Origin of the sequence: Methylibium sp. Pch-M, from assembly GCF_004136295.1 — a bacterium.
Taxonomy (GTDB): domain Bacteria; phylum Pseudomonadota; class Gammaproteobacteria; order Burkholderiales; family Burkholderiaceae_C; genus Methylibium; species Methylibium petroleiphilum.
Genome location: NZ_CP029606.1, coordinates 2426853 through 2444982 on the forward strand (window position 1 = coordinate 2426853; position 18130 = coordinate 2444982).

Annotated in this window: 24 protein-coding genes; 7 read left to right on the forward strand and 17 right to left on the reverse strand. The window is 69.8% G+C overall.

Going from position 1 to position 18130, the window contains the following annotated elements:
• Positions 1-62: 62 nt before the first annotated feature.
• Positions 63-545: a YqaA family protein gene (locus tag C1M51_RS11655; protein WP_129449963.1), complete on the forward strand. Its 483-nt coding sequence runs from the start codon at positions 63-65 to the stop codon at positions 543-545.
• Positions 546-582: 37 nt separating this feature from the next.
• Here the strand turns inward: C1M51_RS11655 and C1M51_RS11660 are convergent, their stop codons facing one another.
• Genes C1M51_RS11660 through C1M51_RS11670 form a run of 3 tightly spaced genes read right to left on the reverse strand, consistent with a single transcriptional unit; the run spans position 583 to position 2851 of the window.
• A complete protein-coding gene (locus C1M51_RS11660; protein WP_129449965.1) occupies positions 583-1776 on the reverse strand; it encodes a patatin-like phospholipase family protein in 1194 nt (397 codons plus the stop codon).
• The gene (locus C1M51_RS11665; RefSeq protein ID WP_129449967.1) at positions 1773-2267 is read right to left on the reverse strand and encodes a hypothetical protein; all 495 of its coding nucleotides are present in this window, start codon (positions 2265-2267) and stop codon (positions 1773-1775) included. Before C1M51_RS11665 ends, C1M51_RS11660 begins: the two co-directional genes overlap by 4 nt.
• A gap of 35 nt (positions 2268-2302) precedes the next feature.
• On the reverse strand, positions 2303-2851 hold the full coding sequence (locus C1M51_RS11670; RefSeq protein WP_129449969.1) for a phasin family protein: 549 nt from the start codon (positions 2849-2851) through the stop codon (positions 2303-2305).
• 228 nt (positions 2852-3079) lie between these two features.
• Here C1M51_RS11670 and C1M51_RS11675 point away from each other — a divergent pair, with 228 nt between their 5' ends.
• A complete protein-coding gene (locus C1M51_RS11675; RefSeq protein WP_129449971.1) occupies positions 3080-5086 on the forward strand; it encodes an SDR family oxidoreductase in 2007 nt (668 codons plus the stop codon).
• A 27-nt stretch (positions 5087-5113) separates the two neighbouring features.
• On the opposite strand, the gene dmeF is transcribed toward C1M51_RS11675, so the two are convergent.
• From dmeF to C1M51_RS11730, 11 genes are all read right to left on the reverse strand, one after another.
• On the reverse strand, positions 5114-6163 hold the full coding sequence (gene dmeF, locus C1M51_RS11680) for a CDF family Co(II)/Ni(II) efflux transporter DmeF (protein ID WP_129449973.1): 1050 nt from the start codon (positions 6161-6163) through the stop codon (positions 5114-5116).
• Between the two features lie 10 nt (positions 6164-6173).
• Complete coding sequence (locus C1M51_RS11685) at positions 6174-6596, reverse strand: hypothetical protein (protein ID WP_242499660.1); 423 nt, start codon at positions 6594-6596, stop codon at positions 6174-6176.
• Complete coding sequence (locus C1M51_RS11690) at positions 6593-6928, reverse strand: heavy-metal-associated domain-containing protein (protein WP_129449975.1); 336 nt, start codon at positions 6926-6928, stop codon at positions 6593-6595. Before C1M51_RS11690 ends, C1M51_RS11685 begins: the two co-directional genes overlap by 4 nt.
• A gap of 17 nt (positions 6929-6945) precedes the next feature.
• Positions 6946-7599, reverse strand: coding sequence for a hypothetical protein (locus tag C1M51_RS11695; protein ID WP_242499662.1), 654 nt, complete (start codon positions 7597-7599; stop codon positions 6946-6948).
• Positions 7596-7880 (reverse strand): copper-binding protein, encoded by a 285-nt coding sequence (locus C1M51_RS11700; RefSeq protein WP_129449977.1) that lies wholly within the window; start codon positions 7878-7880, stop codon positions 7596-7598. Before C1M51_RS11700 ends, C1M51_RS11695 begins: the two co-directional genes overlap by 4 nt.
• Positions 7881-7907: 27 nt before the next feature.
• Positions 7908-8384 carry a DUF411 domain-containing protein gene (locus C1M51_RS11705; protein WP_129449979.1) on the reverse strand — a complete coding sequence of 159 codons (477 nt, stop codon included), beginning with the start codon at positions 8382-8384 and terminating at the stop codon, positions 7908-7910.
• 5 nt (positions 8385-8389) lie between these two features.
• Complete coding sequence (locus tag C1M51_RS11710) at positions 8390-8896, reverse strand: cupredoxin domain-containing protein (protein ID WP_129449981.1); 507 nt, start codon at positions 8894-8896, stop codon at positions 8390-8392.
• A gap of 42 nt (positions 8897-8938) precedes the next feature.
• Positions 8939-10363 (reverse strand): multicopper oxidase family protein, encoded by a 1425-nt coding sequence (locus C1M51_RS11715; RefSeq protein ID WP_129449982.1) that lies wholly within the window; start codon positions 10361-10363, stop codon positions 8939-8941.
• Positions 10364-10382: 19 nt separating this feature from the next.
• A complete protein-coding gene (locus tag C1M51_RS11720) occupies positions 10383-11816 on the reverse strand; it encodes a TolC family protein (RefSeq protein WP_129449984.1) in 1434 nt (477 codons plus the stop codon).
• Between the two features lie 10 nt (positions 11817-11826).
• On the reverse strand, positions 11827-12168 hold the full coding sequence (locus C1M51_RS11725) for a hypothetical protein (RefSeq protein ID WP_129449986.1): 342 nt from the start codon (positions 12166-12168) through the stop codon (positions 11827-11829).
• Between the two features lie 108 nt (positions 12169-12276).
• On the reverse strand, positions 12277-12606 hold the full coding sequence (locus tag C1M51_RS11730; protein WP_129449988.1) for a hypothetical protein: 330 nt from the start codon (positions 12604-12606) through the stop codon (positions 12277-12279).
• A 162-nt stretch (positions 12607-12768) separates the two neighbouring features.
• Between C1M51_RS11730 and argB the strand changes: the two genes are divergently transcribed.
• The 5 genes from argB (at position 12769) to C1M51_RS11755 (ending at position 16443) form a co-directional block, all read left to right on the forward strand.
• Positions 12769-13683, forward strand: a complete 915-nt coding sequence (gene argB / locus C1M51_RS11735) for an acetylglutamate kinase (RefSeq protein WP_129449989.1) — start codon at positions 12769-12771, stop codon at positions 13681-13683.
• A gap of 3 nt (positions 13684-13686) precedes the next feature.
• Positions 13687-14418, forward strand: a complete 732-nt coding sequence (locus C1M51_RS11740) for a pyrimidine 5'-nucleotidase (RefSeq protein ID WP_129449991.1) — start codon at positions 13687-13689, stop codon at positions 14416-14418.
• On the forward strand, positions 14396-15058 hold the full coding sequence (slmA, locus tag C1M51_RS11745; RefSeq protein ID WP_011828101.1) for a nucleoid occlusion factor SlmA: 663 nt from the start codon (positions 14396-14398) through the stop codon (positions 15056-15058). Before C1M51_RS11740 ends, slmA begins: the two co-directional genes overlap by 23 nt.
• Positions 15059-15109: 51 nt before the next feature.
• Positions 15110-16021 carry an ATP-binding protein gene (locus C1M51_RS11750; RefSeq protein WP_129449993.1) on the forward strand — a complete coding sequence of 304 codons (912 nt, stop codon included), beginning with the start codon at positions 15110-15112 and terminating at the stop codon, positions 16019-16021.
• Between the two features lie 62 nt (positions 16022-16083).
• Positions 16084-16443, forward strand: a complete 360-nt coding sequence (locus tag C1M51_RS11755; protein ID WP_242500044.1) for an NUDIX domain-containing protein — start codon at positions 16084-16086, stop codon at positions 16441-16443.
• A 22-nt stretch (positions 16444-16465) separates the two neighbouring features.
• Here C1M51_RS11755 and C1M51_RS11760 read toward each other — a convergent pair whose 3' ends face one another.
• From C1M51_RS11760 to coaE, 3 genes are all read right to left on the reverse strand, one after another.
• Positions 16466-16660: a DNA gyrase inhibitor YacG gene (locus C1M51_RS11760; protein WP_129449997.1), complete on the reverse strand. Its 195-nt coding sequence runs from the start codon at positions 16658-16660 to the stop codon at positions 16466-16468.
• Between the two features lie 19 nt (positions 16661-16679).
• Entirely contained in the window at positions 16680-17432 is a 753-nt protein-coding gene (gene zapD, locus C1M51_RS11765) for a cell division protein ZapD (RefSeq protein ID WP_129449999.1), read from the reverse strand.
• Positions 17433-17501: 69 nt separating this feature from the next.
• Complete coding sequence (gene coaE, locus C1M51_RS11770) at positions 17502-18125, reverse strand: dephospho-CoA kinase (RefSeq protein ID WP_129450001.1); 624 nt, start codon at positions 18123-18125, stop codon at positions 17502-17504.
• Positions 18126-18130: the final 5 nt, after the last annotated feature.

Sequence of the window (18130 nt, forward strand, 5' to 3'; positions counted from 1 at the left end):
CCGGGCGGGTCGGGCACCGATCGATGGCGCCGCTTGCTGCGCTGCATCGACAATCCACGCCGATGGAGAGCTGGCTCGAATCGATGCTCGCCGTGCTCGCGCTGCCGAAGTTCGGCCTGAGCACGGTGTTCGTCGTCGCCTTCATTTCGGCCACGCTGCTGCCCTTCGGTTCGGAGCCGGCGGTGTTCGGCCTGGTCAAGCTCGACCCGCAGCTGTTCTGGCCGGCCGTGCTGGTGGCCACCGCCGGCAACACGCTGGGCGGCGCGGTCACGTGGTGGATGGGCTACGGCGCCGAACGCGCCTACGAGCGCGTGAAGCACAGGCCGGCCGACGCGCGCGTGCTGAAGTGGCTCGAGCGCTTCGGCCCTCCCGCCTGCCTGCTGAGCTGGCTGCCGGTGGTCGGCGACCCGCTGTGTGCGGTGGCCGGCTGGCTGCGGCTGCCGTTCTGGCCCTGCCTGCTCTACATGGCGATCGGCAAGTTCGCGCGCTACCTGACGATGACGGCGCTGCTGCTGTGGGTGCTGCCGGGGCAGTTCCACCCCTGACTCCACCCCTGACGAGTGGCGCGTTCCGGCGCCCGCATCAGGCCGCGAGGGCGGCGTCCAGCGTGTCCAGGGTCGTCTCGAGCCGGCGCAGTGCCTGGTTGGCGCGGCCGACCGGCGCCGGACGCGTGTCGAGCAGCGTGCGCCGCGGGTCGTCGAGCGCGGCACTCCAGCCGAGGCCGTGGCGCGCCAGTCGCGGGCCGAGCGCGGCGCGGCGTGCGCGCAGCTGCGCGCGCGTGGCCTGGTAGGCGTGCTCGGCCATGCGGCGACGCTGCGAGTAGCTGAACGGGTTGGTGAAGAACACCTTGGCATCGCGCGCGTCGGGCTCGAACAGCAGGATGTCGGTGTCGGGGTGAAGCTGGTCGTACTGGCGCAGGCCGAGCTCCATGCGCGAGCGGATCAGCGTACGGAAGGTCTGGCTCAGCACCTGCGGCAGGCCGCCGTCGACCAGCCGCGCCAGCGGCGCCCTGGCGCCGTCCGCCGGCCTGTGTGCGTCGGCAGGGCTGTCGTACGGCACCAGGGGATTCAGGCAGATCAGCAGGTCGAGGCCCTCGTCGAGCAGGACCGAGGCATGCAGCGTCTTGCGCAGCACGCCATCGACGTAGCAGCGGCCGTCGATCTCGACCGGCGGGAACAGGCCGGGCAGCGCGGCGCTGGCCTGCACGGCAAGCGAGATCGGCACGTGGTCGTGGCCCGGCAGGCCGAAGGGCCGGGCTTCGCCGCTGTCGAGGTCGACCGCCACCAGCACCAGCCGGCGCGCCAGCGTGCGGAAGTCGTTGCTGCGGCCGGGCGCGCCGAACGCGCGGCTCAGGTGCTGGTGGACCGTGCGGTTGGAGAACAGGCCGGTCGGCATGGCGCGGCCGAGCTGGTCGAGCACCTGGCTGCGGGTGGCGAAGCCCAGCGCATAGTCCAGTGCCGCGCCGCCGGCCAGACCCGGTGCCCGCGCGAGGCGCTTCGCGAACTCGCCCCAGGCCGGCCGCATCAGCAACGCAGGGTCGAACACGTCGTCCGGCGGCCCCTCGTTCTCGATGAAGGAGCTGCACAGCTCACGCGGCCCGATGCCGTTGGCCAGTCCGGCTGCCACGAAGCCGCCGGCCGACACGCCGACGTAGCCCTGGCACTGCGTGAAGCGCAGGCCGGTGATCGATTCCTCGAGCGCGCACAGTGCGCCGATTTCGTAGATCGCGCCCAGCGGCCCGCCGCCGGCCAGCGCGAGACCGATGCGCGGCATCATCGGAACTGGCAGCCACCGGGCTCGATGGCGCGGTTGGCGGCGTGGACGTAGGCGCTGCCGTTCCAGTGATAGACCGCCATGCAGCCGCCGGGGTTGGCGACCCCCAGGTCGGCGTAGCCGAGGTGTTCACCGCCGGTCGGCCGCACCTCCACGCCGGGCAGGAAGCCGAGCAGGTCGACCCAGGCGCCGCCGGCGTCCTGCATGAACAGCGCGACGTTGCCGCCCCGCGCCGGGCCGAAGCAGGGCGAGGACGCCAGGAACAGCAGCACTTCGTCGCGGCCGTCGCGGTTGATGTCCAGCCGCTCGGTCTGCGGCTTCAGTGCCGTGGCGCAGGCCTCGCGGTAGTGGTCGCCGCCGCGGTGCTGCAGGCCGGCGGCCGCGAAGACCGCCGCCTCGTCGCTGCCGGGCGAGGGGGCGGTCGCGCCGGTGGCCGGCCCGACCGGTGCGCCGCCGAGCAGGGCCGCGAGACCGAGGGCGAGCGGAGATCGCATCGGCACAGAAAGGCGCGCGGCCCGGTGCGGCGCGCTCAGGCCGCGCGCTTGCGCGGAGCGGCGCGCTTGGCGGCAGCCTTGCGGGGCGCTGCGGCCTTCGCGGCCGTCTTGGCGGGTGCCGCCTTGCGGGCCGCAGGGGCCTTGGACAGGCGGGCCACGTTGGCGCTGAGGGTGTCGATGCGATGGATCAGCGCATCGATGTCCTTGCTCGACGGCACGCCGAGCTTGCCCAGCGCCTTCGCGACGCGCTCCTCGAAGATCGATTCGAGCTTGTCCCACTGCTGGCCGGCGCGCGCCTGCACGTCGTCGGACAGCTTCGTCATGCGGTTGCTCACCTCACCCAGCTTCTCTTCCGCGGCCGCCTGGGTCCTGCGCTGGATCGAGACACCTTCCTTCACCAGCGACTCGAACACCTTGCCGCCTTCGCCCTGGGCCTTGGCGAACGCGCCGAGCCCGGCCTGCCAGATCTGCTGGGCCGAGTCCTTGACCGAGCTCGCGAGCTGGCTGTCGAACAGTTGTGCCATCGAAGGTGTGCCCGCGGCGGCACTCTGCTTGTCCGCGAGTTTCTGCAGCTTCTTGACCATGCTTGTGTTCCTTGTGGATCCGGCGCGGCGCTTCACAGCGAAGCCCTCGCCAGCGGCACTATAGAAGCGCGGGCTAGAAGTCGCAGCCTAAAGGCGAGCGAGTCGTCCGGGTGCATCAGGCGCCTCGGGAAAGTCCCGAGCGCGGCACGCGCTGCGTGGCGATCGTGCACTGCCCGCGGTGGACAAGAATGAGCAGGCACCCGCGGCAGCAACAGCAAGGAGAATGGCATGCAGTATTTCGTCACCGGGGCCACCGGCTTCATCGGCAAGCGGCTGGTCAGGAAACTGCTCGACCGGCGCGGCTCGACCGTGCACTTCCTGCTGCGGCCCGAGAGCGAGGGCAAGCTGCCCGAACTGCTGGCCTACTGGGGCCTCAGCGGCGCCGCCAAGGCCCGCGCGGTGCCGGTCTACGGCGACCTGACGGCGAAGAAGCTGGGTGTGGCCGCGGATGTCATCAAGGCGCTGAAGGGCCGCATCGATACGGTCTATCACCTCGCCGCGGTCTACGACCTCGGGGCCGACGAGGCCGCGCAGGTGCAGGTCAACATCGAGGGCACGCGCAGCGCGGTGGAGTTCGCGCAGGCGATCCAGGCCGGGCATTTCCACCACGTCTCGTCGATCGCGGCCGCCGGCCTGTACGAGGGCGTGTTCCGCGAGGACATGTTCGACGAGGCCGAGGGCCTGGACCACCCGTACTTCATGACCAAGCACGAGTCCGAGAAGATCGTGCGCAAGGAGTGCCGGCTGCCGTGGACCGTGTTCCGGCCGGCCATGGTGGTCGGTGATTCGGGCACCGGCGAGATGGACAAGATCGACGGCCCCTACTACTTCTTCAAGCTGATCCAGCGCATGCGCCAGTTGCTGCCGCCCTGGATGCCGGCGGTGGGGTTGGAGGGCGGGCGCGTGAACATCGTGCCGGTGGACTTCGTCGTCGCGGCGCTCGACCACATCAGCCATGCGAAGCTGGAGCTCGACCGCCAGTGCTTCCACTTGGTGGACCCGGTCGGCTACCGCGTCGGCGACGTGCTCGACATCTTCAGCAAGGCCGCCCATGCACCGAAGATGAACCTGTTCGTCAACGCGGCGCTGCTGGGCTTCATCCCGAAGAGCGTGAAGAAGGGCCTGATGGCGCTGGCGCCGGTGCGCCGGGTGCGCAACGCCGTGATGAAGGACCTGGGGCTGCCCGAGGACATGCTGACCTTCGTCAACTACCCGACCCGCTTCGACTGCCGCGATGCGCAGGCGGCGCTGAAGGGCAGCGGCATCGAATGCCCGAACCTGAAGGACTACGCCTGGCGCCTGTGGGACTACTGGGAGCGCCATCTCGATCCCGACCTGTTCATCGACCGCAGCCTGCGCGGCACGGTCGGCGGCAAGGTGGTGCTGGTCACCGGCGGCAGCTCGGGCATCGGCCTGGCCGCAGCCTGCAAGTTCGCCGAGGCCGGCGCGGTGACGGTGATCTGCGCGCGCGACGCCGACAAGCTCGACGAGGCGGTGAAGGAGATCAAGGCCTTCGCCGGCAAGGACGCCAAGGTGTTCAGCTACTCGGTCGACATCGCCGACGAGGCCGGCTGCAGGGCCTTCCTCGAGGCACTGCAGGCCGAGCATGGTGGCGTCGACTTCCTCATCAACAACGCCGGCCGCTCGATCCGCCGCGCGATCGAGAACAGCTACGAGCGCTTCCACGACTTCGAGCGCACGATGCAGCTCAACTACTTCGGCTGCCTGCGCGTGACGATGGGGGTGCTGCCGGGCATGGTGGCCAAGAAGAAAGGCCACATCGTGAACATCAGCTCGATCGGCGTGCTGACCAACGCGCCGCGCTTCTCGGCCTATGTGGCGAGCAAGGCGGCGCTGGACGCGTGGACCCGCTGCGCGTCCAGCGAGTACGCCGACACCGGCATCAGCTTCACGACCATCAACATGCCGCTGGTGCGCACGCCGATGATCGCGCCGACCAAGATCTACAACAACGTGCCCACGCTTGCGCCCGAGGAGGCAGCCGACATGATCGCCCAGGCCTGCGTCTACAAGCCGGTGCGCATCGCCACGCGCCTGGGCACCGCCGGCCAGGTGCTGCACGCGCTGGCACCGCGCGTCGCGCAGATCGTCATGAACACCAGCTTCCGCATGTTCCCCGACAGCGAAGCGGCCAAGGGCGAGAAGGGCGCGAAGCCGCAGCTGTCGGCCGAGGCGGTGGCGCTGCAGCAGATGATGCGCGGCATCCACTTCTGACGCGCGGCGCGCCGGCCGGCGCGCGGTTCAGTGCGCGTGACGGCCCGGTCCGTGGCCGTGGCGGTGTTCGCCGGTGGGAGAGGCACCCCGGCAGCGATTGATCTCGATCGACACATGCGCCAGTCCGGCCAGTCCGTCGAGCCGGTCGCGGTAGTGGTCGGCGGCGAGCGGCACGTCGGCCACCAGCGTGGCCTGGCAGGCGAACTGCGCATCGCCGACGCGCCACAGGTGCAGGTCGGCCACGCGCGCGTCGCCGTCGGACTCGAGCCGCTCGCGCACCTGCTGCGCGAGCGGATGGTCCATCTCGCGGTCGAGCAGGATGGTCGACGTCTGGCGCAGCAGGCCGAACGACCAGACCGCGATCAGCACCGCGCCCAGCAAGCCGACGAGCGGGTCGACCCACACCCAGCCGGCGTACTTGCCGGCCAGCAGCGCGCCGATCGCCAGCACCGAGGTGGCGGCATCGGCCAGCACGTGCAGGTAGGCGGCGCGCAGGTTCAGGTCCTTGCCGTCGGTGCTGGCGGCATGGGCATGGTCGTGTGTGGTGTGTTCGACGGCGTGCGCGTGATGGTCGGGGTGGCCGTGATCGTGGCCGGCATGCCCCGGGCCGTGCGCGTGGGCGTGGCCGCCGTGCAGCAGCTTCGCGCACACCGCGTTGACGGCCAGCCCGATTGCGGCGACGACCAGCGACTCGTCGTAGGACACCGGCTCCGGCGCCCACAGCCGCAGGCCCGACTCGACCGCGATGCCGATCGCCACGACGCCCAGCAGCACCGCACTGGTGTAGGCGCCCAGCACCTCCACCTTCCAGGGCCCGAGCGAGAAGCGCGCGTCGCCGGCCCAACGCCGCGCCAGCGCGTAGCTCAGCGCCGCCACGCCGATCGCGGCGGCATGCGTGCCCATGTGCCAGCCGTCGGCCAGCAGCGCCATCGAGTGCCACCACCAGCCGGCCGCGATCTCGGCGACCATCATCACGAGCGTGATGCCGATCACCCAGTGGGTGCGCCGCTCGGCGGCCCCACGGTCGGCGGCGAAGTCGTGGCGGTGCTGCCAGGGGCTGAGGTCGTGCGCGTGCATGGGCCCTAGCTTAGCCGGCCGACAGCAGCGGTTGCACGAAGGCGAACCACGCCCCCACGGCAAACAGCGCGACCGACGCGGTGTACACGCGGCGCGAGGTGCGACGGGTGCGCAGGCAGGAGTCGCGCAGCGTCGCGTCGATGGGGCAGGGCGCGTGGCGCTGCCGCCATTGCAGCGCGCCGGCAACGCCCAGCATCAGCGCGGCGAAGCCGAACACCAGCGCCTTGTGCTCGCTCAGCCACACCAGTTGCGGTACCGCGGCGACCAGCGACGACAGCGCCGCACCGGCGCCCAACGCCACCAGCAGGGCCGGCAGCGCGCAGCACACCAGCGTGCCGCTGCTCGCCAGCAGCGCGGCGAAGGCGCCCCAGGCGCCCGCACGCAGGCCCGTGCGCCCGTCGGGCCCGGCCTGTGGTGCAGCGGGGGGCGTCACTTCTTCTTCGCCTTGGCTGCGGCGGCGCGCAGCTCTTCGACCGACTGCTCGACCGACTCGACCTTGACCACGTCGTAGCCGGCGTCCTTGATCTCGGCGCGCACCTTGTCGACGTCGATCGTCTGCCCTTCCCAGGCCTCGACCGCAACGATCTTCTCGCCGAGATCGACGTAGACCGCGCGCGTCTGCGGCAGGGCGGTCAGCTTCTTCTCGATGCCCTGCGCGCAGAAGGCGCAGACCATGCCGTTGACGGTGATCTTGGTGGTGGGAGTGGCCTGCGCAGAGGCCATGAACACGAAGCCCGCGGCGGCCAGGGTCAGCAAGATTCTCATGACGAGTGTCCTTCGATTCAGAAGATGACCATGAAGTTGAAGCGGGCCTGCTTTTCGGTGTTCAGGCCCGCCTCGACGAAATAGCCCTTGTCGATCAGCCGGAGCATCGGCGTGATCTCGACGCGCTCCGACAGGCCGCGCATGTGCCGTGCCTCGACGATGAGCCAGGGCTGGGTCTCCTCGTACGCGGCCTCGTAGAACGAGAAGCCGGCGCGCACGGCGGCGTAGTCGTGGCGGAGGCCTTCCGCGCGATACAGGCGCCCGAAGGCGGCGACATAGACGCGCGTGGTCTCGTAGTCGAGCTGGATGCCGGGCGCCAGCAGCGTGCGCGTGCCCGCGTAGTCGTTGCCGCGGATGCCGCCCGCGCCGACCACGAGCCAGGCGTTGGCCTGGGCATGCGGCAGGTTCCACCGGGCCATCAGGCGCGTGTAGGTGAGCTCGGCGACATCGCGCGTCTTGCGCTCATCGTCCGAGCGCATGAACAGGCCGCCGATGCCGATCGCGTCGCGCGGCGTGTAGGCGTGGTTGACCCAGGCCTCGCGCCAGTTCGGTCCGAAGTCGCCCATCGCCATCTGGCTGCCGTCGAAGCCCATCGGACCGGCACGGGCGCCGCTGCCGAGCGCGAGCAGCGCGGCGGCGGCGAGGCAGTTCCGGGCCGTCATCGATCTCATCTCGCGCTCTCGATCGCGGTGACCGTGTAGACCCCGTCGATCCGGTCGACGCTGAAGCGCACCTTGTCGCCCGCCTTCACCTTGGCCAGCAGCGCCGGGTCCTGGACCTGGAACACCATGCTCATCGGCGGCATGTCGAGGTGCTTGATCTCGCCGTGCTTGAGCGTGATCCTGTTCTGCGCGGCATCGACCTTGCGCACCTCGCCGTCGATCAGGGGCTGGGCGCTCGCCAGCGTCGTGGCGGCGGCGAGCAGCAGGGCGGACATGCGGTTCTTCTTCATCGGGCGGCTCCGTGTCGCGGGTTTCGTTCAGGGATAGGCCTGGTAGACGGTCGAGCGGCCGTCGCGCTGGATCAGCAGTACTTCATAGGGGTCGCGGCGGCCGCCGTACTCGGGACCGTCCATGCCGGGCGAGCCGATCGGCATTGCCGGCACGGCCAGCCCGATGGCCAGCGGCCGCTCCTTCAGCAGCCGCCACACCTCGCGCGCCGGCACATGGCCCTCGATCGCATAGCCGCCCACGCTCGCGGTATGGCAGGAGCCGTAGCGCAGCGGCATGCCGAGCCGGGCCCTCGCATCGGTGTTGCCGTCGTCGTGGGCCCGCACCATGAAGCCATGGGCCTCGAGATGCCGGATCCAGTCCTTGCAGCAGCCGCAGGTCGGGCTCTTCCAGACGTCGACGAGCGGCTTGCCGGGGGCGGAGGCCGCGGGCAGTGCGGGGCTTGCGAAGAGCGCGGCGAGCGCCTTCAACGCCCGGCGGCGATCGGCCTGGTGGGGGGACTTCATGCTCATCACTCCTTGGTTCTGCGTGCGTCGGTCACGACGATCTTGCCGACCATGCCGGCCTGGTAGTGCCCGGCGATCAGGCAGGCGAAGTCGAACTCGCCGCGGCGGTTAAAGGTCCAGACGATCTCGCCCGTCCGCCCCGGACCGACGTGCGCCATGTAGGGCTCGTCGTGCTCCATGCCCGGGAACTTCACCATCAGCGCGGCGTGCGCGTCGTTCTCGGCCCGGGTGCCGATCACGAACTCATGCATCACCCTCCCGTCGTTGCGGACGACGAAACGGACCGTCTCACCCAGCCGCACGTCGAGCCGCTCCGGGCTGAAGCGCATGCCGTCCAGCATCCTCACTTCGACGGTCCGCCGCGCGGCCTTGGCGTCACCGGCGATGCCCCAGTCCTTCTGTTCCTTCTTGGCGACGGCGGGCTGCTTCGCAGGCTCGGCATCGCCATGGGCCCGGGCGAGGCCGGAGATGGCAATCAGCGCCGCCAACAGCAGGATCTCGATGTTCGGCATGGAGTACCTCGTCATGGGTGGTGATCGGACCTGATGGCGAACTCAATGGCCAGCGTGGCCGCCTCCGCCGCGCACCGGCTTGCGCACTTGGACCTCGATGTCGGTCGCCGGCATGTTCTTCGCGGGCATCGCCCTGGTGCTCTCGGCCTTGAAGCGTGCCGGCTCGGCCAGTGCGCCGGTCCACTCGTAGGCCATCGTCCCGGCCGGGTGCCTGAACCAGCCCGGATCCTTGTAGTCGCCCGGCTGCTGGTCCTTCCGAACCTTGAGCACCGTGAACATGCCGCCCATCTCGACCGAGCCGAACGGGCCGGCACCGCTCATCATCGGCGCGGTGTTGTCGGGCAGCGGCATCTGCATCTCGGCCATGTCGGCCATGCCGCGCTCGCCCATCACCATGTAGTCGGGCACGAGCTGCGTGATCTTCGAGACCACCTCGCGGTGGTCGACGCCGATCATCGTCGGCACGCCGTGACCCATGGCATTCATCGTGTGGTGGCTCTTGTGGCAGTGGAAGGCCCAGTCGCCCTCTTCGTCGGCCAGGAACTCGATCTGTCGCATCTGGCCCACCGCCACGTCGGTGGTCACCTCGGGCCAGCGCGTGCGCTTCGGCGTTGGCCCGCCGTCGGTGCCGGTGACCACAAACTCGTGGCCGTGCAGGTGGATCGGGTGGTTGGTCATCGTCAGGTTGCCGGTGCGGATGCGCACCTTGTCGTTCTTCCGGACGTTGAGCGTGCCGATGCCCGGGAACACACGGCTGTTCCAGCTCCACAGGTTGAAGTCGAGCATCGTCATGACCTTCGGCGTGTAGGCGCCGGGATCGATGTCGTAGGCGTTGAGTAGGAACACGAAATCGCGGTCGACCTCGTCGATCAGCGGGTGCTTCTGCTTCGGGTGCGTGATCCAGAAGCCCATCATGCCCATCGCCATCTGCACCATCTCGTCGGCATGCGGGTGGTACATGAAGGTGCCGGGGCGGCGCGCGACGAATTCGTAGACGAAGGTCTTGCCGGGTTGTATGGCGGGCTGCGTGAGCCCGCCGACGCCGTCCATCCCGTTGGGCAGGCGCTGGCCGTGCCAGTGGACGGTGGTGTGCTCGGGCAGCTTGTTGGTGACGAAGACGCGTACGCGGTCGCCTTCCACCACCTCGATCGTCGGCCCCGGGCTCTGGCCGTTGTAGCCCCACAGATGCGCCTTGAAGCCGGGGGCCATCTCCCGCACCACCGGCTCGGCGACGAGGTGGAACTCCTTGACGCCGTTGTTCATGCGCCAGGGCAGCGTCCAGCCATTCAGGGTGACGACCGGGTTGTAGGGCCGGCCGCTGTCGGGCACCAGCGGAGGCATCGTGTCGGGCGAGTGCTGCATCACCGGTTCGGGCAGCGCGGCCATCGCGACCTTGCTGACGGCGGCGGCGCTGACGGCCGCAGTGACCGCGCCGGCACGGCCGAGGAAGTTGCGTCGGGAAACCATCGGAGGTCCTTCCTGGAGTTCAGTGGTCGGCGCCGACATCGCCGGCAGCCGGGCTGGTGCCGAGCGCCAAGCCCGCGCCCGACAGTCCGGGTTTTCCGATCAGCGCCATCTCGAGATCGGCCTGGGCGAGCCAGAAGTCGCGCAGCGACTCGATGTAGGCGTTGACGCCGGCGATCTGCGAGCGCGCATCCGCGAGCAGCTCGAACACGCCGATCAGCATGCCGTTGTAGCGCAGCACGTTCTCCTCGGCGATGTGCTGGCGCAGCGGCACGAGTTCGTCGCGGTGGTGGCGTGCGATGTCCCAGGCCGAGCGATAGGCCCCATAGGCCTCGCGCACTTCCGAGCGAGCGTTGACCGCCGTCTCTGCGGCGCGGCTCAGTGCCTGCATGTAGACCGCTTCGGCGCGCGCGACGCGCGCTCCGCCCCAGTCGAACAGCGGCAGCTCCAGTCCCAGCTCCCAACCCGTCTGCGTCGGCTCCTCGTTCGAACTGTTGTGGGCCCAGCCCAGCTCCAGCACGTTGACGAAGCGCGTCGTCTTCGTGAGGCCGAGGGTCTTCGCGGTCTGCTCCGCCGCCAGCCTGGCCCCCTGGACGTCCAGACGCTGGGCCAGCGCGGCGCGCTCGATGTCGGGCTGATGCGTCGGTGCCTCGGGCAGGTCGGGCAGCCGCTCGGGCAGCTGGAAGCGCGTCTGCGGGCCCCACAGGCCCATCAACCGCGTCAGTCTCTCGCGCGACGCCAGCGCGGCGTGCTCGGCCCGGGCCAGGCCCAGCGTCGCGTCGGCGTAGAAGCCCTGCTCGCGCAGGCGCTGCAGCTTGTTGAAGTTGCCGACTTCGGCCATGCGCCGGGCCAGTTCGGCGCCGGCCTCGGCCGCCTGCTGAACCTGGCGCCGGTAGCGCACCGTCTCTTCTGCGGCCACCGCGACGATGTAGGCCTTGCGGGCCTCGGCCGCCAGCGACAGCAGCTGCACCGCGACGAAGCCGCGGGTCTGCGCGAAGCGCCGCTCCTCGACCTGGCGCACGAGCGGCATCGTCAGCAGCCGTACGAGATTGAGATGGTAGCCGCGCTCGAGCTCGATCTCGTCGCCGCGTTTCAGTCGGCCGAGGCTGAAGCCCGGGTTCGGCAGGCGACTGGCCTGCACCAGCTCGGCCTCGCCGATGCCCAGCTCGAAGAACCGGGCCTGGAGTCCCTTGTTGTTGAGCAGCGCGACCTGCACGGCGTCGTCGACCGTCAGCGGCCGCGCGAGCAGTTCGGCCACACGGGCATCGATGCGGTCCTGGTCCTCGGCAGTCCGGGCCCAGAGGGCGTCCTTGCCGAGACGTTCGCGGGCCACCTGCTCGACGGCGCCGAAGCCGCCATCCGGGCTGAACGAGGCGCAGCCGGCCAGCGCGAGGCTCGCCAGCAAGAGCGGCAGGCGGCGGGCCGCCGCTGCGCGAGCGTGTCGTGGTGTCGTCATCGAGCGCTCCTCAGTGCCGGTGATGAGAAGCGCCGGGGCCCGCCGACGCAGGCCCCGGCGTTTCATGCGCTGCAGGAGAGGCTGGAGCTGCAGGTGCGGGCCGTGGAGCCTGCTGCGCTTCGCGTGCGTAGGCGCGCCAGCCCCCGATGCGTCCGACGGCGTCGTTCGCGTCCTTCCATGGACGCAGCGTGATGTCGTCCTGGCGGCGGTAGTCGGCGAAGGCCGACGAATAGACGGCGGCCGGGACGGCCACGCTCGGGTTCAGCGGGTCGGGGCGTGGCTCGGCCACAGCGGCCAGCGAGCCAGACAGCAGGGCGACCGGCAGCCAGCAGTGCGATCGAAGCAGAAGCATGGAGCGTCCTCGGAGGAACACGTTCGAGTGCCCGGCGGGTGGGCCCGACCGGGATCGAGGTGGCGGCGCTCGCGAGCGCGTGCCGAGGCACGCACCCGCTGGGCCGCGTCAGGCGAGGACGTTTCGGGGAGGGCGGTCGAGCCCGCCGATCGCGGGCTGGCCGGTGTCGCGCGCAACCGCGGGGGTGGGCGCCTCGGCCGGCAGGACGACGGTGGCCGACTCGCAGTGGGGTGCGATGCCGATCGCGGCGTGGCACCAGTCGCAGGACTGGCAGCTCGACGGGGCGCCGCCGTCCGCGTCGCCCTGATGGCAGGGCGGCAGTACCGCCTCGGACGCCGCGGCTTCGTCTGCGGAGAGGGTGACCGACGGCGCCTCGGTGACCTGAGGCAGACCCATGGACGCCACCGCCCAGCTGCGCAGGGGCAGCAGGGCCAGCATCAGGCAGAGGATCCAGGTGGCGCGGCGCATGAGAACAAAAGTATGCGCCAGACTGAGCCGGGGCTGACGCGAAAGTTCCGCAGCGCACGGGCCGGCGCAGGCGCCGGACTAGGGCGAACCCTAGAATGCCCTGCGACAGACCCTGAGTTCGGAGATCCCGTCATGGCCCAACCTGTTCCCGCCCCCTCGCCCGACCTGCTGAACATCGCGCCACGCGACAAGGCGGAGATCCTGGCGCAGGCGTTGCCCTACATCCGCAAGTTCCACGGCAAGACGCTGGTCATCAAGTACGGCGGCAACGCGATGACCGATCCGGCGCTGCAGCAGGACTTCGCAGAGGACATCGTGCTGCTCAAGCTGGTGGGCATGAACCCGGTGGTCGTGCACGGCGGCGGGCCGCAGATCGACGAGGCGCTGTCGCGCCTGGGCAAGAAGGGCACCTTCATCCAGGGCATGCGCGTGACCGACGAGGAGACGATGGAGGTCGTCGAGTGGGTGCTCGGCGGTGAGGTGCAGCAGGACATCGTCGGCCTCATCAACGCGGTGGGCGGCAAGGCGGTCGGGCTGACCGGGCGCGACGGCGGCATGATCCGGGCGCGCAAGCTGAAGATGGTCGACAAGGACGACCCGAGCATCGAGCACGACGTCGGTCAGGTGGGCGAGATCACCGCCATCGACCCGGCGGTGGTCAAGGCGCTGCAGGACGACCAGTTCATCCCGGTCGTGAGCCCCATCGGCTTCGGCGAGCACAACGAGAGCTACAACATCAACGCCGACATGGTGGCGAGCAAGCTGGCTACCGTGCTGCAGGCCGAGAAGCTGATGCTGCTGACCAACACGCCGGGCGTGCTCGACAAGGCGGGCAAGCTGCTCACCAACCTGTCGGCACGCGAGATCGACGAGCTGTTCGCCGACGGCACCATCAGCGGCGGCATGCTGCCGAAGATCGCCGGCGCGCTGGACGCCGCGAAGAGCGGCGTCAACGCCGTGCACATCATCGACGGCCGGGTGCCGCACGCGATGCTGCTCGAGATCCTGAGCGACCAGGCCTACGGCACGATGATCCGGTCGCACTGAGCGGTGGCTGCCGCCGGCAGGCCGGTCGTCTGGCTGTTCGACCTCGACAACACGCTGCACGACGCCTCGCACGCGGCGTTCGGCCTGCTCGACGAGGCGATGAACGACTACATCGGGCAGGCCCTGCAGGTCGATGCGGCGCAGGCCGATTTCCTGCGGCTCGACTACTGGCGCCGCTACGGCGCCACATTGCTGGGGCTGGAGCGGCATCACGGCATTCGCGCCGCGCATTTCCTCGAGCACACCCACCGCCTGCCGGGCCTCGAGCAGCGGCTGCGCGGGAACCCGCGTGACCGCGCTGCATTGCGAGCGCTGCCGGGGCGCAAGTTCGTGCTGACCAATGCGCCGGCGCGCTACGCCAAGCGCGTGCTGACAGCGCTCGACCTCGCGGATTGCTTCGAGGGCATCGTCAGCATCGAAGGCATGCGCCTGTTCGGGCAGCTGCGGCCCAAGCCCGATGCCCGCATGTTTCGGGTGGTGCTGGCGCGGCTGAAGTTGCGGCCGGCGCAGTGCGTGCTGGTCGAGGACACGCTGGCCCACCAGCGTGCGGCGCGCGCCGTCGGCCTGCGCACCGTCTGGATGCAGCGATATGTGTGGCGCAATGCTCATGGACCCGAAGTAGGTGCGCGCTTGCGTCGAAAGCCCGCTTATGTGTATGCAAGAATTCGCTCGCTTTCGACGCTAGCCACCCACTTTCTCCCCGCCCGCGCGCATGTCCGACACGCCGATCCCTGAGCCGCTGGATGCCGCCGACGACACGCCTGCCGAGGGGGTCGCCGCCGCGGCACCCGTGCGCAAGCGGCCCAAGCCGGGCGAGCGCCGCATCCAGATCCTCCAGACGCTGGCGTCCATGCTCGAACAGCCCGGTGCCGAACGCATCACGACGGCGGCGCTGGCGGCCAAGCTCGACGTCAGCGAAGCGGCCCTGTACCGGCACTTCGCCAGCAAGGCACAGATGTTCGAGGGCCTGATCGATTTCATCGAGAGCAGCGTGTTCACGCTGGTCAACCAGATCGTCGAGCGCGACACCGATCCGCGCGATCAGGTGCACAAGATGACCACCGTGCTGCTGCAGTTCGGCGAGAAGAACCCCGGGATGTCACGCGTGATGGCGGGCGACGCCCTGGTGTTCGAGAACGAGCGCCTGACGGCGCGCATGAACCAGTTCTTCGATCGCTTCGAGTCGCAGTTGCGGCAGAGCCTGCGGGCGCTGGCCGAGGCCGGCGGTTCGCAGACGCCGACCGTCGATGCCCAGGCGCAGGCGTCGGTCCTCGTCAGCTTCGTGCTGGGCCGCCTGCAGCGCTATGCGCGCTCGGGCTTCAAGCGCCTGCCGAGCGAACACCTCGACGCGGCCCTGCGGCAACTCGCCACCTGATCCGGCCCCGCCGGCGAGGGGCTTCGGCGCCCGCCCCTACACTCGGCGGCCATGAATCCCGAGTTTCTTTCCTTGATGCAGCAGGCCGAGCGCGTGCTCTCGCGGCTCGATGCCCTGCTGCCGGGGCCGGGCGCCCGGCCGGTGACGGCGCCGGACTGGTCGGCGTCGATTGCCTTCCGCTACCGCCGGCGTGGGGCTTCGCTGTTGGGTGGGGGCTGGCTGGAGCCGGTGCGGCACGTAGCGCCGATCCGGCTGGCCGACCTGAAGGAGGTCGAGCCCCAGAAGGAGCGCCTGGTGCGCAACAGCGAGCAGTTCGTCAGCGGCCGGCCGGCCAACAACGTGCTGCTGACCGGCGCGCGCGGGACCGGCAAGTCCTCGCTGGTGAAGGCCTGCCTGAACGAGCTTGCGTCGCGCGGACTGCGCTTGATCGAGATCGACAAGGCCGATCTGGTGGATCTGCCCGACATCGTCGACTTGGTGGCCGAACGCGACGAACGCTTCCTGGTGTTCTGCGACGATCTCAGCTTCGACGAGGGCGAGCCGGGCTACAAGGCGCTGAAGTCCATCCTCGACGGCTCGGTGGCGCAGTCGAGCGACAACGTGCTGATCGTGGCGACGTCCAACCGCCGCCACCTGCTGCCCGAGTACATGAAGGAGAACCTCAGCTACCAGCACACCGAGGACGGCGAGGTGCATCCCGGCGAGGTGGTGGAGGAGAAGATCTCGCTGTCCGAACGCTTCGGGTTGTGGATCAGCTTCTATCCGTTCAGCCAGGACGAGTACCTGGAGATCGTCGCGCAGTGGCTGAGCGCCTTCGGCGCCGACGCGGCCCACATCGCCGCGGCGCGGCCCGAGGCGCTGGTTTGGGCGCTGGAGCGGGGTTCGCGCTCGGGCCGGGTGGCCTGGCAGTTCGCGCGTGACTACGCGGGGCGCGGCCGCCAGCGCGACGGGGTGGCGGGTTGAGCGAGCGCACGCCGGTCGATGTGGCGGTCGGGGTGCTGTTCGACACGCACGGTCGTTTCCTGATGACCTCGCGGCCGGACGGCAAGGTGTACGCCGGCTATTGGGAGTTTCCGGGCGGCAAGCTGGAGGCCGGTGAAACGGTCGAGCAGGCGCTGCGCCGCGAGCTGCAGGAAGAGCTGGGCATTCGCATTGCCGACGCGCAAGCCTGGAAGACGGAGCTGATCGACTATCCGCATGCCCGTGTGCGGCTGCACTTCTGCAAGGTGCATGCGTGGAGCGGCGAACTGGAGATGCGCGAACGCCAGTCGGCGCGATGGCAGGTGCTGCCGGTCGAGGTGCGCCCGGTCCTGCCCGGCACGGTGCCGGTGCTGAACTGGCTGGCCGAGGAGCAGTCGTTCTCGGGCAGCACCCACACCGCCTAGGGCGGCCCGGCGTCCGGGCGCCTCAGTGCTCGGCGTCGTCGCCTTCCACCGGCGGCAAGGCCTCTACGCGATAGCGTTCGTTGGCCCAGGCGCCCAGATCACCGTTCTTGCAGCGCTCGCTGCAGAAGGGGCGGTAGGGATTGGTCGATGCATAGACGCTGAACTGCCCGCAGCCCGGGCAGCGCACGGTGCGTGGCGGGACGTCGCTGCCGGTCATCGACGCAGGAGGGCGCTCGTCAGCACAGCGTGAGCTCGAAGCTCACGTCGTCGCCGCTGGGCCGCAACCGGCCTTCGCCGTCTTGCCGCATGAGACGGATCGACGCCATCAGGCGGTGGCCGCTGATCTCGGGCACCAGACCGGCCGACTCTTCCAGACGCACCCGCATCAGGCTGAAGCTGCGCCCCGCCGGCAAGCTCTGCTGGTACTGGCCGGCGGCGGCGAACACCATGTGCGGGCTGCCCGACTCGCGCAGCAGGGCCATCAGCACCTTCAGGGCGTCGGCGAGCGGCAGCAGCGTCGCCATCCAGCGCTGCAGGTCGGCCTTGCGATGGGCCACGCTCTCGTGCTGCCACGCGTAGTAGCCCGGCAGATCGAACTCGCAGGTGCCTCCGGGGATGCTGATACGGCTGCGGATGCCCATCAACCACTCGTTCGTGGTCAGCGCATGGCCGGCCTTGCCCGGCAGATGGTTCAGCGACGCGAAGGCTTCATCGATGCGCAGGATGACCTGGTCGAGCGCGGCCTCGGAGATCGACGGATTGCCGCGGTACTGGGCAAGCTGCGTCTTGTGGCGCTCCAGGTCCTTGAGCAGGTCGCTCTTCAGGTCGGCGCGGGATGCGACATCCATGATCTCGAAGATCGTCGCGATGGCGAAGTGATGATCGATCGCCGGCTCGCGGTCCGCCAGCACCGTGAGCCGCTCGAACAGGTGTTCGAGGCGCAGCATCGTGCGGATGCTCTCGTTCAAAGGGTACTCGTAGAGGATCAAGGCGGGCCACCTGCGCGCTGCAACGCGTCCGATTGTTCCACAGGGTTCGCGCCGAGCGGATGCCCGGCCTCAGCGGGCTTCGACGATCCAGTGCTTCCAGAGTGCATCGATGGCCGTCCGCAGCGCATCGAGCGAGCTCCCCCGGTTGTCGATCACGGCGTCGGCCGCGGCTCGGCGGAGGGGCCGCGGGGCCTGCTGCGCCATCACGCGCCGCACTTCGTCGGGAGTCCAGCCGGAGCGTCGCGCTACGCGCGCGACCTGGACTTCCTCGGGGCAATCGACTACCAGCACGCGATCGACGCGATCGCGCCAGCGATCCGACTCGACCAGCAGGGGTACGTCGAATACGACGCAGGCTGCGTCGACGCCAGCGCGTGCGAACTGCTCCGTCTCGTCGCGGATCAGGGGGTGCAGGATGGCCTCGAGCTGCAGACGCACGGCGGGGTCGGCGAAGGCCTGGACCCTCATCCAGGCCCGGTCGAGACCTCCGTCAGCGCGGTTGATGCAGTCCGGCCCGAATTGCGCGCGCAGGGCCGGAAGCGCGGCGCCACCCGGCGCGGAAAGCCTGCGTGCGATGGCATCGGTATCCACCAGTAAAGCGCCGCGCCCTTCGAGCAGCGCGGCTACCGTACTCTTGCCACTGCCGATGCCGCCGGTGAGACCGATGCGCAAGCTGATGCGTTCGCTGCCCATCGAGC